We start from the raw sequence: 17297 nt of genomic DNA on the forward strand, positions 1-17297 counted from the left end.
GATAACACATTGAAATCAAATTCCCAACTTAAGTACTCAGCACATAAATAGCATCGCTTAAACACATAAAACGAAATAACCAGAAGCCACAAGCTTTTTCGTAATAAGCCTCATAACATTGGATGAATCAATTCGCATGGAAGAGCTCAAAAAAGACATTTCACTCACATCAGGTATCGCACAGTTATCCACCACATTAATGGGAACTGGGCTGTTTATGATCCCGGCTATCGCAGCAGGTATAGCTGGCCATTTTTCACTATGGGCTTGGATTTTATTGTTCATCGCGATTTGTCCTATTGCGCTGACTTTTGCTCAACTGGGTAAACGATACCCCAACGCGGGCGGAACAGCCTTTTTTGTACGCAAAGCCTTTAACGCCAAACTGGAAAGTAGTGTCGCTTGGCTATTTGTTAGTGTCATTCCGGTAGGGGTTCCGGCCGCGATTGCACTCGCCGCAGGCTTCCTACAACAAATATTGCCAGAGCCTATTAGCAACAATCTGTTTGCACAAGTTCTCACGGTAGTACTTCTTGTGTTCGTCAACTTGATGGGCACAAAATCATCAGGTCATTTACAAACTCTTATTGCTTTAAGTGTCTTCGCACTTGTTGGCGCATTTTTATGGAAAGGCGACGTTAACAGTGCCGATCTTGTGATGCCCGCCATCACACAAGAGTCAATTTGGCCTATTACCGCAGCGTTAGGCGTGATGTTCTGGTGTTTTGTTGGCATAGAGGCTTTTGCCCACATGGGGGAAGAGTTCAAAAACCCTCAAAGAGATTTCCCTATTGCCATTGTGGTCGGTTGTTTTGTAGCAGGGGCTACCTATTGGGCATGCTCTGTCGTTATTTTAAAATTTGGCGCGTATGGTAACGCTCAATTTGATAACGCATCCATCCCCTGGCTTAGTGCCCAACTACTAGGCGATGGAGCCAAATGGATAATCAGCTTGATAGGTTTCTCCGCTTGTTTCGCGAGCGTTAACTTATACACACAGAGCCTAGCGCGAATGGTCTGGGCTCAAGCTCGTGAACATCGTCCTTCTAGTCCACTAGCCAAGATTTCGCGTCGTGGTGTCCCTTTCTCAGCCACCATATTAGTTGGCGGTATATTATTGATATCTTGTGTGATAGGAACCCTATCACAGCTCGATCTGGAGTTTTTCCTAAAACTCGCAAACAGTGTATTCGTTCTGGTTTACATGTTGGCGATGTTAGCCGCTTTTAAATTGCTTCGAGGATTTGGTAAAACACTTGCGGGACTGTCCCTACTGCTTTGTACCGGTGTTTTTATATGTTTAGGCTGGTCAATGTTTTATGCACTTGGCATTTTTACTCTACTTTTACTGCCTTGGAAACAGTGGCGACATAAGCGACAAACACGTGTAGTTGAATAGTCATCGCTTCCCATTTCGAAATATGTGAGCTAAACGTTGGATACCAGCGTCTATGTTCTCTAACGCGATATTGCCGTAACCAAGCACGGCACCATGCCAGTGACGTGCTTGAAAATCTGGGTGTTCATAATAGCTCAAAGGTCGCAAGATGATCCCTTCATGCTCTGCTAGTTTTATAAAACGCTGCTCATCCATACCGTCTTGCCATTTCAACGTAACATGAAGCCCCGCCGCTTGGCTAACGACGCAAACACGGTCGCCAAAATGCTGTTGAATGGATACATGCATCTGTTCATGCTTAGTTTTGTACAGTCGACGCATTTTTCGAATATGACGTAATAACCCACCTTCAGTAATAAAGTCTGCCAATGCTTCTTGTGTATGCGTCGGCGAATCACCACTTAACGCATCCTTAACCACTAAGCATTGCTCTACTAAACGTTCAGGAACTACAAGGTAGCCAAGCCGCAATCCGTTAAACATCACTTTACTGAAGGAACCCACATACAACACACGATCATCTCGACCCATTTGAGCTGCTAGCCCCTGTAAGCTGGTATAGGGACGATGAGCAAACTGAAATTCGCTGTCATAATCATCCTCGATGATCCAACTTGATTGTTCGACCGCCCAGTTGATGATCTTTCCTCTTTGCTCGGTATTGAGTGTGGTACCCATCGGATATTGATTACTTGGTGTAATATACAGCGCATCGGCATCGCTTGAGGTCACCGCTTCCACATCAAAACCTAATTTCTCTGTTACGAACAAAGGCTCAAATTGATAGTTTTGGAACTGAATCAACTTCCGCATTTGCGCGTAACCTGGTTGCTCCATCAGAACCTTATCACCTTGTTTGAGCACTACCATCGTCGCAATCGACAACGCTTGCTGCGCCCCAGAGGTAATAATGATGCGCTCTGGAGAACAATTCACTGAACGGCTAGATGCAAGGTAGTCAGCTAAAGCACAGCGTAATGTCCAACTGCCCTGAATATCTTGGTTCCCCAACAAGCAAGTACGAGACATATGGCGAGTGAGTAACTTTTGCCATTGCGCCATCGGAAATGCGTCCAAATCCGGTACACCCGGTGCAAATGCGCGGTTGATATCAAAGTGAGCTTTCGGTGATGAGTCTCTCTGAACTGAACTAGGTTCAGGCAAGTACTGCTCTGGCAGTTCTACGGCAACATAAAAACCAGAACCTTTTTGGCTGTTCAAGTACCCTTCCGCCACTAACTGTTCGTAGGCAGAAATCACGGTATTCCTACTTAGATTAAGCTCTTGTGAAAGCTTCCGCGTAGAAGGCAGCTTCCCATTCTTCATCCACAGTCCTTGAACAATTTTCTTGCGAATAGCAAAAAACAACGCTTGCTGGCGCGTTCCTTCACTGTCTTTTAAATGTAGGTCACCGATATCAATCAAAGACAAACTGGATCCATCCATTAGTTAAAACTGGCTCTCTTTAAGCTACCAGTTAAACGCTACATTGCAATCAAAGAATGAGAATAAATCGCTCGTAATCGTGAGCAAGCAAGGAGAGAAAATGCTATCCAACACCAATAGAACGGAAATTAAAAAAGGCGCACATAAAGCCGTCTCTGATGTTAGCAAACTGCACGCCATCATAGATGAAAGCCTAATCGCTCATATTGCGATAACCAACGAGTCAGGCCCTGTGGTCATCCCTATGCTGGCATGGCGCGTCGATGATTACGTGTATATCCATGGTGCCAACAACAGTCGACTGTTACGCTCACTCAAACAAGGAGTGCAAACGTGCTTAACCTTTACTTTGTTTGATGGTTGGGTATTGGCTCGAAGTGCGTTTCACCACAGTGCGCATTATCGCAGTGCTGTGGTCTTTGGCCAGTTTGAGGTGGTGGAAGATAACCAAGAGAAAGACAGGTTGCTGAATCACTTTATTGAACAGATAGCTCCGGGGAGAACAGAACAAGTCCGTTTGAGTAATGAAAAAGAACTCAAAGCCACCATGCTACTGCGTATCCCGCTCACGGAGGCATCAGTGAAAATCAGCAATTTTGGCGTCAACGACGATGCGGAAGACATGGACATCCCTGTTTGGGCAGGTGTCCTACCCTACCGAACCGTCGTAGGTCCACTGCAAGCTTGTGACGATTTGTATGAAGGTATCGCAGAGCCAGACTACCGCAGTGCCTACTCTAACCGTTGGCAGGAATAAGCACCGTAAAACGTGCGCCGCCTAAGTAACTCTCGCCGACAGAAAGCTCCCACCCCAGTTGCCGCGCTGCACTGGTAGCGATGGCAAGCCCTAAACCAAAGCCTTTCATGTCGGCGTTGCGGCTTTTGTCTAAGCGCGAAAATGGCATAAATACTTCTTCTCGCATCGCCTCAGGGATGCCCGGACCATCGTCCTCAATATCGATGCTCCAGCAATCCGCTACCGTTCGAATCGTCACCTCAACGCAGGACTCACCATAACGCTTGGCGTTTTGCAGTAAATTATCGAGGACAAGGTTACCCAAAGTAGGCTGAAAGTGAATCAATTGGTTCGCGAGTTTATTTTCTGCTCTCAACATGGCGGACTCTAAGCCTAGGTAATTCATGCGGCTTTTACACCAAAGTGGCAGTTCCATGGTTTCAACAGAATCGATCCATGAGTGGTTTTTCACACTCAAGCGAGACAGCATGACAATGTCGGACGTTAAATCCGTCACGACATCAACGTATCGTTCAATATCGTCATGTAACTCTGCCTGCATTTCACCACTCGTGCGTCGAGCTAAATCCGTCGCTAGCTGAATACGACTCAGCGGAGTGCGCACTTCATGAGGAATAGCTTGAGTAAAGATGTGTGTTTGGCGCACTCGTCTCTCAATCTCTTCAGACATGCAGTTGAAGCCTTGGGCGAGCTCTTTCACGGGTTGCGAAAATTGCTTTAGCTCGACTCGCGTATTCAACTCACCAGAACCAAATTGTTGTTGCGCAGCCGTTAGTTGCCGAATTTGGCGGTCAAGACGTCGTACAGGTATGTAAACCATAATGCCTAAACTGCATACAACAACCAAAAGTAGAGTAAGTATAAATACAATCTCAGAATCTTCATTCCAATCAACGTGTGGGCTAAAGAAATCCGTTTTTTCTTTGAAAACTAAACTCTTCGAAGTGTTAGGCAAAGGGAATACCGCAGCATAGGTACTGCCATCAATAAGATAAACAGGTATCCCTTGCATACGGTACAGCAGATTACAATCTCGACAAGGCGGTGATCCGTCCCAGTTTTCAACCAATGTTAAATCAAAGATAAAGAAATCTTGCTTGCCGTTTTCGGTTAACTTCTTGTAGAGAGAATCCGGAGTGCCTCGTTGCTCAATGTATTGATCGACAAAATAAGCACCGTCACTCAAAAAAACACCGACTTCTGTTTTGCGCATGTACTCTTCCCCCATAAAGAGAAACAAAGCAACAGTCAGCGCAAGGCCAGTAACTAACCCCACATATAGACGAGTAAACAGGGAAAACATGCGTCATTTACCTGTCAGCATATAGCCGTGGTGACGTATGGTCTTAATGGTAGCAGTATGGATATGAGCCTTAGAGAATTTCTTCCTTAGTGAGGATATACGCATATCAATCGAACGATCAGTAATGCAGTATTCAATGCCTCTGGCAAGACGGCAACATGATTCACGAGATACTGGTTTATCGACATTCAGCATCAGGAGCTCTAGAATTTCAAACTCAGAGCTCGTTAAACCAATATCTTTTTGCAAATAAAATGCTTGGGAGCGACGAAGACAAAGACTAATGCCATATCGGCTCAGCTTTTCTTCTTCAACGATATCAACTTGACGACAATAGCGACGCAACGCTGCTTCAATACGGGCGAGAAGGATATTGCCTTTTATCGGTTTGGTAAGGTAATCATCAGCACCGAACTTAAATAAGCTCACCTCGCTCATTTCATCATCGGTCGCAGTCAAAACAATGATAATACCATGATAAAACTTACGCGCCTCTTGGCATATTTCTGCGCCATTTTTTCCTGGTAACATCAAATCTAACAGCACTAGGTCCGGCTTGAGCCCCTTAATCGTTTCTAATGCATTTTGACCGTTACCGATGACAGTTACCGTATATCCTTCGGCTTCGAGGTACATTTTGGTTAATCGAGCAATCTCTGAGTCGTCTTCTACCAGTAAGATTGTATTACCCACCATGAATCATTTACTCCACCAATATGATGGAGGGAGTATATCGCTCGTCCTATACTGCGCAACCTACTTAAATGATAATTTTAATAAAACGCAGGCTTACATACGCTTACAAACCATACATATACGATAATCCTAATCATTCTACACCCCTAAAACCATGCAATAACCTGAGGTTTTATTCATTATCAGAATATAGCTTCACATAGAAAATAAAATTCGGAATAAAAATCCACTATATTTTTAAATATATCGAATAATAGGTCTTACCAAAAAACAATATCAACATATATGACTTAGTTTGCTTATATAGACAGGACTTTATGTTGCTTCTAAGTTTCCTGCTCTAATAAAGTCTACGAGTAACATGAAATGAGATATTCCAAATTAACACCTTTAGCCATATTTTGCGCGATAAGTCTAACTGCTTGTGGCGGCAGTGAATCTAATTCGAAACCATCGACAACGACACCTCCAACACCACCAATGCCAACATTGAGCACTGTTACAATCCCAACTGTCGTTTCTACAGAGTTTCCAGCCAAGTTAAAAGTGGCTGCTGATGCTGGCTTCACCCACTATGTGAAAATCTCCCTTTCCGAAGCAAACAACAACGATACATTTCACATTGTGGCTGTTGATGACGGTGCGAATAATGAAAAAATCTTTCGTGCAGCCAAAATCATCCAACACCTTCTCACAAACCAACCAGACTCTAAGTACGGTGCTGACAAGTCTCGTATCGCTAAGACATTAGCCAAGCGTGATGCCACACTAATGCTGACCGAAAACGACGAACAGAATGATGAGATGTTAACCAAAATCTTTATCAACGAACTGATTCGCCAAGACAAATTGAACGATGCAGTTACAAACTCGGGCTTAGCACACTCTTTTGATACGAGTTCTCTAGAAAAGTTTGTTGTAAGCATGATGGTACTTAACGAAGATGATATGGATACACTTGTCACATCTATCGCGTCAACATTAGTAACTAGTAAAGAAACACCAAACTGGCTAAGGAATAGCCAATCTTTAATGTATCGAGAACTGACAGTTGAAGGCGATTGCCATTACATGAGTAATTTTGCCGATTACTGCGCCAATCTTGGTAAAAAAGCCGAACGAGACGCCGCTTTTGAAGAAATTTTACACTTGGTCCAAGCGCAAGGTATTGCACCTAACACGGCGACTGCGGCACTGCAAAATGACATTCAAGCTCATGCGTTAAGCATCTATAACGATATTCAATCGGGCAAACCGACGGTGTGGCGCCCTACTCAGTATGACTGGGACGATTGGAAATCGGACGACTTCGATCCTGAAAGTGTGAAACAAACGGGCCCTTCATATTCTCACGAATATTTTGCTGCCGCTTTTGAAGCTTACATGGGTGTAGCAAAAGCAAACGGACATGGTTTAGATGGCTACCAAGCGTTAACGCGTGAAGAAATGCAAACCCAAGATCCACAAGCCGTTGATTGGATTAGTGGCTTATTCCACGGATACTTGCAATATACCGCGAATATCGACTCTGCGGGCGTCAAGCTCTACACAGAAAAGACAAGTCCAGGCACAGTACCTACCTTCCGTATGGCTCCCAACAAAGATGGTTTGATAGAAGCGTACACCTACAAATCTCAATGGCTAACAAAAGTGAAGATCATTGGCGACGACGCGATGAATGTGATCGGTAATGATCAAAACAATACTTTTGAAGGCAACAGCAAAGACAACAGCATTTATGGTGAAGGCGGTATCAACACCTATATCGTGCCACACAAACTGGCGGAATGTACTGTTATCAAAGCAAAGAGCGTTTCTGTTGAGTGCCCGAGTACAGGCACTGACGAGTTGTACGACATTCAGAACATCCAATTCACCGACCAAACCCTAGATGTAACCAAGCTATAAACAATGAAAAACATGAAGAAACTTATTCTATTCGCTCCCTTGCTCCTTGTTGGTTGTGGTGGCCTAGCCGTCATGGATCGTACTGATGCCGTAAAAGCACAACCAGAAATGCTGATCAAAACCGACGGTGATTTTTGGGGATTCGGTGCAGATGGCCATTTTGATTTTGCTGGTAAGTACAAAGGCAAGTATTCACGCAGTGCTTCTAACTCAAGTTGGTTTAACCGTATCTCTTTCAAAGAAGGTTCAATGGGCGCAGAAGTGACTCGTATCGACAGCGGGGAAACTTGGCTTTTGAACTGCACCGGAGGCGGTATGTCGGTTAACTACATGGGCGTCGATTTTGGTGGGAATGATCCTTACACCTGTGACATTACTCAAGATGGTAAAAAAGTCGGTGAGTTTGCGATGGAGCCAAAATCGGCTCTCATCGACATCAGCTTTGAGAAAAAAGAGACAGGCGTAGTGCGTATTGGTAGCACCCACTTTAATGTAGAAACTGTACATACTAGTCCTGACGCCATGATGGCGGTAGACATTCCATTGGGTTATAGCTTTAAGGAGGGCACACAAGAAATTGCCGCAGTGCAGACGAACGGTACCATTGCGGTACAGATGCTCCCTGAACTTAGCGAACAAAAAAAGGATGTAATTGCCATCGGCGCTGTTGCAAGTGCACTAAGTTGGCGTCCTAAGAAATAGCCACCACATAAAACGACACAAAAAAACAAAGCCCTCTACTTTTTTGAGGGCTTTTATTGCTTGTACTCATAGAGATAAGTGGAGCACTACTTCTCTAATCTTCCCGTATACTGCTTGGGCGTTAATCCACGATGTTTCTTAAACATACGATTGAAGCTCGCCACATTGGTGTAACCAAGGCGCGTGGCAATGTCATCAATACTCACGCGCTTACTCAACAAACCAGCTGCAATATTACTCAATACATAGCCAGAAACCGTCGAAAAATTGAGCCCTAATTTATGCAAACGACGTTGAAACTGCTGTTCAGATAAATCAAGCAGAGAAGACACGCGCTCTAACGTTGGCAATCCATAATGGCTGCTGTAATTCACCACTTCATAAATCACTTTCAACTCATCTTCTGGGTCGGGCATATTAAGCAAATCATCCAAATCGGAAAAACTCATCGCTAGACGGCTGTCTTCTCGATGGCTCACTTGGCGAGAAGCTAGTCGGTCATCTCCCGGGATCCATATCTCTGTTTTTGGCTGACTCCATTCCACCTCGCAGCCGAAATATTCCCGGTATCGCTCAGTATTTTTTCTCGAGCCTGAAACCTTGACACGTAAAGGCTGGTAATCTTTGCCAAGAAATTCGCGTAACACCTTAATCATAAATACCGCACAGCGGATACTATCGTGCACCTTTACTGACGTTTCTATAAACGGGTTGTGGTAAGTCCATTTGATGATTTTACCCGACTGTTCGCCAGCAAAAAACGCCCCTGATTGTAGGTTGCTCACACCATAATTCACTCGCCGAATGGTACTGGCTAAATCATTGCCGGAGAATAACCAGCGTCCCACTGGCCCTAGCTTTTGCAGTTCAATACCTCGGCTGAGACTCAACACCACATCCGGGTCACCACTGGCTTGTTCAACACAACGGTACCATTCCGCAACGGCTTTTAGCGGGATCAGTGTCATTGGGTTACGAAACACCGATGCTGGGATCCCTAACTCATCCGAGTCCAAATTGTATTTAGATAACGCGAGGTTATGCATGTTTAGAATGCCCATCGCGCGAATAAACCGAACCGTTTTCATAACCAATCACATCAAATTTAATCCTGTAGTGATTGAATCTGTCACAAAGAAAGCCGCAAATCAAATTCAGATCACAATACGCCAACAGTTTGATAGAGGAGTGTTTAATGAGTTTACTGAGTGTCCCGTTTGTCGGTACAGGCGCAGATACGGCGTTACATGTTGTCGCTGCTGTCGTTTTAATTGCGAGTGTCGCGGGCGCGTGTTACGGCTTTTGGAAAATCCATGAATTGCCTATCAATAAAGCACACAGCAAAGACCATCATCAGATAGGGCTCATCACTGCGCTGACCTGGATAGGGTTTGTCTGGCACTGGGTTTGGGTGCTAGCCGTGATCTTTGCATTTGTTGATATGGAAAAAGCCATCATCAATCTGCGTGATACATGGAAAAGTAAACCGCAAACAGAAACACAGCCAAAAGAGGAAGCATAATGTTAGAAGGTTTAGCGGTATGGGCTCTCTTCATCTATCTGCTGCGTTTGGTTGGCATGCCTTGGAACAAAGCAACCAAATCGTTCGCTTATCTTGGCGGCTTGGGTTGGCTAATGTTCGTCTGGGTAGGTTTGATTAACTTCACCCCGATGGATTTATCCGGCGGTTCTGTCGTGCAGTCACCACACATCCAATTGCGTCCAGATTCAACCAATGTAAAAGGTAAAGTTGACCACATTTACATTGAGCCGAATCAGAAAGTTAAAGAAGGTCAGCTCATTTATGAACTTGACCCAACGCAATACAAAATCGCATTAAATCAAGCGAACGTATCCGCTGATTCTGCTCGCGTTGCATTAGCTACGGCAAAAGGCGACATCGAGATTGAAGAAGCTAACCACGAGGCGCTAGTGCAAGATCTAGAAACATCCAAGAGCCAGTTGGAAGCGGCGAAAGTTGACTACAAATTGCAGAAAAAAATGCTAGATCGTTATGTTGAGCAAAACCGAGTGGTGCACAACACCATCACGGAAAGCGATATCGACAAACAATCGAGTGCGGTTGATATGGCACGTCACAACGTGTTAACTCTTGAGTCTCAAATCAAGAAGAAACAAGTCGATATTTCCCGTGCAAAACTGGCGATTCATAAAGCGGAACTTGCAGTTGAAACTAAACAAGCCGAACTGCGCCAAGCTGAAGAGCAAATTGCAAAAGCGCAATGGGATTTGAATAGCACAAAAGTTCATGCCCCAACAGATGGCTTTGTCACCAACTTTATCCTGCGTGAAGGTCAGCGTGTATCGATGATGCCGCGTATCAACATGTACACTAACGAGAAGTACGTGCTGATGCGAGTCAACCACCAGGCGATTCGTAACATCAAACCGGGTCAGCCAGCGGAATTCTCTTCGTCCGTTTACCCAGGTAAGATCTTCTCAGCGACCGTCGAAGGCATTGTTGAAGCAACAGGTGAGTCACAAGGTAATCTACTGGGTTTCGATGATTCCGTACGTGTCACCACTGGAAAGAACTTACAGAACAAACACCACTTTGTTCGTCTTAAGATTGATGAGCCAGAAGGCTACGATATCCCAGTTGGCTCTGTTGGCCTGGCATGGGTCAGCGGTGAAAAACCGATAGGCTTCATGGCCTTCTTAGATGTGATTCGCGGGATCATCATCCGAATGAAGTCTCAACTGCACTTCTTCTACTCTATCTAAACTCGCAAACCGCCAGTTACGCTGGCGGTTTTCTTTTCATTTGTATCCAAACATATCCTTTTCCCGTATAACAATTAGTTAGTAAATAGCGGAGAAGATTCATGTCGGCAAAGGAAAGAAGCCTACCTACCCATCGCATCTCAAGATTCAGCAAGTTCGCTTCACTTGCTACCCGTGTCGCAGGCAATGTGATTACAGAAGGCACGAAGCAGATAGCCAAAGGCAACAAACCAAAAGCGAAAGACCTCTTGCTGACGCCACAGAACATCGCGCGTTTAACTGACCAACTTGCTCACCTACGTGGCGCTGCAATGAAGCTTGGTCAAATGCTGTCAATGGATGCTGGTGATGTTTTAGAACCTGAACTTGCCGATATTCTTTCCCGTCTTCGTTCCAACGCAGACCCAATGCCTGCAAAACAACTCAACGCAGTAATGGAAAGTTCGCTAGGAACGAATTGGAAAGCTGAGTTTCTGTCATTTAACTTCAAACCAATCGCCAGTGCATCAATAGGACAAGTGCACCAAGCTTACAGCGATGCGGGCGATAACCTAGCCGTCAAAGTGCAATATCCGGGCATACGGAAAAGTATCGATAGCGACGTCGATAATGTCGGTACACTGCTCAAGGTCGTTGGGTTGATTCCCGAGTCTGTCGACTACAAAGGATTGCTCGAAGAAGCGAAAAAGCAGCTACATGACGAGGCCGATTACGCACGAGAGGCACAATTTGCCATTCGTTATCATGACGCTTTGAAGGAGCACCCTCATTTTGTCGTACCGAAGATTCATACTGAAAGTTGCTCAGACTCCGTTCTCGCGATGGAATTCATTGATGGTAGCCCGATTGAGCAAATCGAACATTATGATCAGAGTACACGGGATTTTGTCATGCACAGCCTACTCGAATTACTGTTTCGAGAGCTGTTCGAATTTAAGATGGTACAAACCGACCCAAACTTCGCCAACTACTTATATATCGAAAACACTCGTCAAATCGGCTTGCTAGATTTCGGGGCGACCCGCGAATACAGCGAACGGTTCAGTACCGGCTATCGCCAAGCTTTTGCGTCTGTCGTGAATAATGACGAACAAGGCTTAAATGATGCGCTTGAACAAATAGGCTTCTTCAGCCAAACCATCCTTCCAGACCAGCGCCAAGCGATTCTCGATCTAGTGAAAATGGCATGTGAACCGATGTTAGTTGATGAGCCTTATGACTTTAAAGCCAGTGGCTTAGCACAAAAGCTTCGCGAAGCTGGCACTATTTTAAGCATGGAACAAGAATACTGGCATACTCCACCAGCAGATGCCCTATTTTTGCACAGAAAAATAGGCGGAATGTACTTGCTGGCAGCCCGTATTGGCGCAAAAGTGAACATTCGCCAATTGGTACAGCCATATCTCACCATCAACAGCAAATAGCCTATTGTTTTTCTGTTACTTTCAAGTACCTTGAGCAAGGTTAAGATGCATAGTTGTGCATCTCAATAACATGCCATACTTCCATAAAACGAATTAACTATCGGGGTACTCGGTGAGCAAGTTTCAAGATCTCTCCACTCTAATCCAGCAAATTGGCCAAGCCGAAGAAGCGGATCAAGTCGCAACGCTCAATGAATCTATTGAAGCGGGCCTCGAGCCCGGCGCGGTTGCCCTGATTCTAGAAGCATTTCCAATCGACGATCGTGTTCGCTTATGGCGAGCTTTACCACTAGAGCTACATATCGACGTGTTAACGGAAATGCGTGCGGACGTACGTTTCTCTATCATCAATGCGTTATCTGAAGTCGAGCTAAAGCTCACTCTCGCTAAACTCGACAACTTGTCGCTCATCGAATGGGCCGATTCGTTGCCAGAGTCGATCATCAACGAAGCGCTCTCGTTGATAGAAAAAGATGAGTTGGAACTTTACGATCAAGCAAACGAGTATGCTGATGAAGAACTCGGCCACTGGGCTGAACGTAAGATCATCACCCTGCCCTTCAACATTACGATTGGGACAGCTAAGCAGTTAATGGAGCGCTATAGCTACGACACGCCTCAACAGGTGTATCTGATTAATCGTAATAAACAGTATCGTGGAACGGTCAACTACTTCGATATCTTACGTGGTGACCCCGATACTCGCTTAAAAACACTCGTTATTGAGGCTGTGACGGTTCTAGACAGTAAAATGATGCTTCCTGAAGCGGTAGAGGCATTAGAACACAGCACACTGCCCGCTCTCCCTGTAACTGATGCAGACCAAACACTGATCGGTGAAGTCGATTGGCAGTTTGCATTGAGTACACAGCGTGAAATCTACGAAGCACGTTTGATGGCCGGTACAGGTATGGATGAAGGCGATGACTTGTTTGCGCCAGTATTAAAAAGCTCGCAAAAGCGCGGTGTTTGGTTAGGCATCAATTTGCTTACTGCGATTTTGGCGTCTGTCACTATCGGACTATTTGAAGATGTAATTGCGCAGGTGGTGGCTTTGGCGGTGCTCATGCCAATTGTTGCATCCATGGGGGGCATTGCTGGCAGCCAAACGCTCACTCTAATGATTCGTGCGATGGCGCTTAATCAGATCACCCCAGGTAACCGTTTCAAGCTATTGAAAAATGAGTTGGGTATTGGCTCTCTGAACGGCATTGCTTGGGCGTTAATCATCGGCGGGCTCGCCGGATTGTGGTTTCAATCTCCGGTTCTAGGTGGGACCATCGCGCTGGCCATTATCGTCAATATTATTACCGCAGCTTTATTTGGTGTGCTGATTCCCATCATTCTGGATAAGTTTAAATTGGACCCCGCTTTGGCTGGCTCGGTGATTCTAACAACAGTGACAGATGTAGTTGGTTTTTTCGCCTTTTTAGGAACGGCGAGTTTAGTCATGCTTTAAAAGGTTCATTGTTTATTAATCAATCATTAGCATAATAGAGTCAAATTGCATAACGCAGTTGCAAATTGCAAACACACTCAAACTTTAAGCAACGCATGTCACAGAAACTACGTATTTTAGGGCATATTAAAGTTGGCACAGTAACTGCATTATATAAATCGACCCTTCTTAAGCCGAGGGTCACCTAGCCAACTGACGTTGTTAGTGAACTTGATTTTGTTCACATGTATATAAGCCAATCGCACTCTTTGCGGTTGGCTATTTTTTTATGTGGCTATTGCCCTCTTATCCTCTGACCGAGCTCGGTTGTACTTTTCTTACCCACAACAGATTGTTTACTGTTTATAAAATTCAAATATTCGCCCACTAAACCATTAGAAATGCCAGCTTCAACAAAAATAAATCACCTACATAAAATAAAACCAAGAAAACACACCCAAGAAAAGAACAAATAACGTCCAAACCAAAAACCTCATCATGAAATCGTTTTCTTTTCATAGAAATCGACTGAACAATCCAGAGTTATAGATAAATTTAATCCATAAAAACAAATAGCAATTCAAAACATTCATTTCACATAGAAAACCTGTCTATAAATCATAGAAAATACGTAAAATCAAAATTTCCACCTTTAGAATTTAAAAATCAAACCATTGTTATTAAAAGAAAAAATACACATCAAAAACAAAGCAAACGTTTAAATTGCAATTTTATCATTGACTATTAAATTTACATCACGATAATACGCGCCGTTTGCCTGAAAATCAGGTGCTATAATTTAATATTTCAATGTGCGGAGGTAATAATGGCTGGAGACAATAACTACAGTCTTGGACCAGTTCCTAACACGGCCAGAAAAGGCGTGGCGTCACTTACAATGGTGATGTTAGGACTCACTTTTTTCTCCGCAAGTATGTGGACTGGGGGTTCTCTCGGTACTGGGCTCTCCTTTAATGATTTTTTCCTCGCTGTTCTCATCGGTAACCTAATCCTCGGTATTTACACTTCTTTCCTCGGTTACATCGGCGCTTCTACTGGTCTCTCTACTCACCTTCTTGCTCGTTTCTCTTTTGGTTCTAAAGGCTCTTGGCTTCCTTCTGCTCTTCTTGGCGGTACTCAAGTTGGGTGGTTTGGAGTTGGTGTCGCGATGTTTGCGATTCCGGTGCACAAAGCAACGGGCATCGATACCAATACTTTGATCCTCGTCTCCGGTTTGCTCATGACCGCGACCGTTTACTTTGGCATCTCTGCACTGATGGTGTTGTCAGCAATTGCCGTTCCTGCCATTGCGCTACTTGGCGGCTACTCTGTCATCGAGGCAGTAAATAGTGTTGGCGGTATAAGCGAACTACAACAGGTTCAACCAACCGAGCCACTCGATTTTTCAATAGCTCTCGCGATGGTTGTCGGCTCTTTTGTCAGTGCTGGTACATTAACGGCGGATTTCGTACGCTTTGGTAAAAAGCCGCGCAGCGCCGTGATGATCACCATGGTGGCATTTTTCATCGGTAACTCGTTAATGTTTATCTTTGGCGCGGCAGGTGCGTCGGTGACGGGTCAATCAGACATCTCTGAAGTGATGATCGCGCAAGGTCTTCTTATTCCAGCTATCATCGTTCTTGGCTTGAACATCTGGACGACCAACGACAACGCGCTCTACGCATCGGGTCTTGGATTTTCCAACATCACAGGCTTACCAAGTAAATACATCTCAATGGCGAACGGTCTTGTTGGCACACTTTGCGCTCTCTGGCTCTACAATAACTTTGTTGGCTGGCTGACCTTCTTATCTTTGGCAATTCCACCGATTGGCGGTGTGATCATCGCTGACTTCTTCACGAACCGTAAACGCTACGCAAACTTTGAAGCCGCCCAATTCCAAAACGTTAACTGGGCTGGCATTATCGCTGTCGTGATTGGCGTTGGTGCGGGACACTTCCTGCCTGGCGTAGTGCCGATTAACGCTGTACTTGGCGGCGCAATTAGCTTCCTGATTCTTAATCCTGTTCTCAACAAAAAAGCACTGGCTACACAGCCAGCGTAAGGAACCATCATGACAACACTACTGATCAAAAACGTAACGCTAAAAGGACAAGAAGGTCTGCAGCAAATTTTGATTGAAGATGGTCAATTCAAGCGCATTGAAAGCAACGATGTGGAGCTTAGTCATAACGGTGACATCATCGATGCTGAAGGCGGTATGGCGGTTGCGCCTTTCTGCGAGCCACACATTCACTTAGATACAACTCAAACCGCAGGTGAGCCAAGCTGGAACATCTCTGGCACATTGTTTGAGGGTATTGAACGTTGGGCTGAGCGCAAAGAAATGCTGTCGATTGAAGACGTGAAAGCGCGCGCAAAACAAACCTTAAAATGGCAGATAGCAAACGGCGTACAACACGTTCGTACCCACGTCGATGTTTCAGACCCTACCCTAATTGCCCTAAAAGCGATGGTAGAAGTGCGTGAAGAGATGAAAGAATGGGTAGATATCCAAATCGTCGCCTTCCCGCAGGAAGGAATTCTCTCTTACCCAAATGGCAAAGAGCTGCTAGAAGAAGCCGTCAAATTAGGTGCGGACGTGATTGGCGCGATTCCACACTTTGAATTCACACGCGAATATGGCATTGAATCGCTGCACTACGTATTCGAGTTAGCGAAAAAATACGACCGCCTGATCGACGTGCATTGTGATGAAATCGATGACGAACAATCTCGGTTCGTTGAAACACTGGCAGCATTAGCGCACAAGTTTGATATGGGGAATAAAGTCACGGCCAGTCACACCACAGCGATGGGTTCCTACAACGGTGCATACGCATCTCGCCTGTTCCGTTTATTACGCATGTCCGGTATCAACTTCGTGGCAAATCCATTGGTGAACATTCACTTACAAGGACGTTTTGATGATTACCCAAAACGTCGCGGCGTAACACGAGTGAAAGAGATGCTGAATGCCAACATCAACGTCTGCTTTGGACACGATGATGTATTTGACCCTTGGTACCCACTAGGCACTGCAAACATGCTGCAAGTACTGCATATGGGTCTGCACGTGTGTCAGGTGATGGGTTACGACCAAATCAACAACTCACTGGATCTGATCAGCAACAATTCAGCACGCACACTGAACATTCAAGACAAGCACGGCATTGAAGAAGGCAAACCAGGTAGTTTACTGATTCTTCCCGCAGAAAATGGTTTTGACGCAGTACGTCGCCAAGTGCCGGTTCGTTACTCTGTTCGTCACGGTAAAGTGATTGCAGAAACACAGCCTGCGACAACTCATATTCATCTTGAACAAGCAGAGCAAGTAACGTTCAAACGCTAAAAAGATCGGCGAAACGAAAAAGGCCTGACGACATCGTCAGGCCTTTTTTCTACTGGTAAACATCACTGCTCGCTCTGTCTATTCTTGTCTCATAAACCACTGAACACATTGAAAGGCCATATAAAAC

At 45.0% G+C, this 17297-nt stretch carries 14 protein-coding genes; 10 read left to right on the plus strand and 4 right to left on the minus strand.

Annotated elements, in window-relative coordinates; genetic code table 11:
- Positions 1-136 precede the first annotated feature (136 nt).
- The gene (yjeH, locus tag R7P67_RS06370) at positions 137-1399 is read left to right on the plus strand and encodes an L-methionine/branched-chain amino acid transporter (RefSeq protein WP_017635168.1); all 1263 of its coding nucleotides are present in this window, start codon (positions 137-139) and stop codon (positions 1397-1399) included.
- Here yjeH and R7P67_RS06375 read toward each other — a convergent pair whose 3' ends face one another.
- Positions 1400-2845, minus strand: a complete 1446-nt coding sequence (locus R7P67_RS06375; RefSeq protein WP_262652693.1) for a PLP-dependent aminotransferase family protein — start codon at positions 2843-2845, stop codon at positions 1400-1402.
- Between the two features lie 100 nt (positions 2846-2945).
- Here R7P67_RS06375 and R7P67_RS06380 point away from each other — a divergent pair, with 100 nt between their 5' ends.
- A complete protein-coding gene (locus R7P67_RS06380; RefSeq protein ID WP_005385609.1) occupies positions 2946-3602 on the plus strand; it encodes a pyridoxamine 5'-phosphate oxidase family protein in 657 nt (218 codons plus the stop codon).
- Here the strand turns inward: R7P67_RS06380 and R7P67_RS06385 are convergent.
- Together R7P67_RS06385 and R7P67_RS06390 are read right to left on the minus strand one after the other, a co-directional pair.
- On the minus strand, positions 3583-4905 hold the full coding sequence (locus R7P67_RS06385; protein WP_047101179.1) for an ATP-binding protein: 1323 nt from the start codon (positions 4903-4905) through the stop codon (positions 3583-3585). The genes R7P67_RS06380 and R7P67_RS06385 overlap by 20 nt on opposite strands.
- Before the next feature lie 3 nt (positions 4906-4908).
- Positions 4909-5601, minus strand: coding sequence for a response regulator transcription factor (locus R7P67_RS06390; RefSeq protein WP_053349274.1), 693 nt, complete (start codon positions 5599-5601; stop codon positions 4909-4911).
- A gap of 366 nt (positions 5602-5967) precedes the next feature.
- On the opposite strand from R7P67_RS06390, the gene R7P67_RS06395 reads away from it, so the two are divergent.
- Positions 5968-7509, plus strand: coding sequence for a hypothetical protein (locus R7P67_RS06395; protein WP_262652692.1), 1542 nt, complete (start codon positions 5968-5970; stop codon positions 7507-7509).
- A gap of 12 nt (positions 7510-7521) precedes the next feature.
- Complete coding sequence (locus R7P67_RS06400; RefSeq protein WP_080276951.1) at positions 7522-8211, plus strand: hypothetical protein; 690 nt, start codon at positions 7522-7524, stop codon at positions 8209-8211.
- An 86-nt stretch (positions 8212-8297) separates the two neighbouring features.
- Here the strand turns inward: R7P67_RS06400 and R7P67_RS06405 are convergent, their stop codons facing one another.
- Positions 8298-9299 carry an AraC family transcriptional regulator gene (locus R7P67_RS06405; RefSeq protein ID WP_053304538.1) on the minus strand — a complete coding sequence of 334 codons (1002 nt, stop codon included), beginning with the start codon at positions 9297-9299 and terminating at the stop codon, positions 8298-8300.
- Between the two features lie 107 nt (positions 9300-9406).
- Between R7P67_RS06405 and R7P67_RS06410 the strand changes: the two genes are divergently transcribed.
- The 6 genes from R7P67_RS06410 to R7P67_RS06435 all read left to right on the plus strand — a co-directional run bounded on the left by R7P67_RS06410 (position 9407) and on the right by R7P67_RS06435 (position 17170).
- Positions 9407-9733 (plus strand): MFS transporter, encoded by a 327-nt coding sequence (locus tag R7P67_RS06410; protein ID WP_017635162.1) that lies wholly within the window; start codon positions 9407-9409, stop codon positions 9731-9733.
- Positions 9733-10956 carry an HlyD family secretion protein gene (locus R7P67_RS06415; RefSeq protein WP_318085915.1) on the plus strand — a complete coding sequence of 408 codons (1224 nt, stop codon included), beginning with the start codon at positions 9733-9735 and terminating at the stop codon, positions 10954-10956. The genes R7P67_RS06410 and R7P67_RS06415 overlap by 1 nt, the downstream gene beginning before the upstream one ends.
- Positions 10957-11057: 101 nt before the next feature.
- Complete coding sequence (locus R7P67_RS06420) at positions 11058-12380, plus strand: ABC1 kinase family protein (protein ID WP_005373639.1); 1323 nt, start codon at positions 11058-11060, stop codon at positions 12378-12380.
- Between the two features lie 112 nt (positions 12381-12492).
- The gene (locus tag R7P67_RS06425) at positions 12493-13839 is read left to right on the plus strand and encodes a magnesium transporter (RefSeq protein ID WP_005373641.1); all 1347 of its coding nucleotides are present in this window, start codon (positions 12493-12495) and stop codon (positions 13837-13839) included.
- Positions 13840-14644: 805 nt separating this feature from the next.
- Positions 14645-15883, plus strand: a complete 1239-nt coding sequence (codB, locus tag R7P67_RS06430) for a cytosine permease (RefSeq protein WP_064354865.1) — start codon at positions 14645-14647, stop codon at positions 15881-15883.
- Between the two features lie 9 nt (positions 15884-15892).
- Positions 15893-17170 carry a cytosine deaminase gene (locus tag R7P67_RS06435; RefSeq protein WP_085569158.1) on the plus strand — a complete coding sequence of 426 codons (1278 nt, stop codon included), beginning with the start codon at positions 15893-15895 and terminating at the stop codon, positions 17168-17170.
- The last annotated feature ends 127 nt before the right edge of the window (positions 17171-17297 follow it).

The sequence above is a fragment of the Vibrio sp. Vb0937 genome, assembly GCF_033338855.1.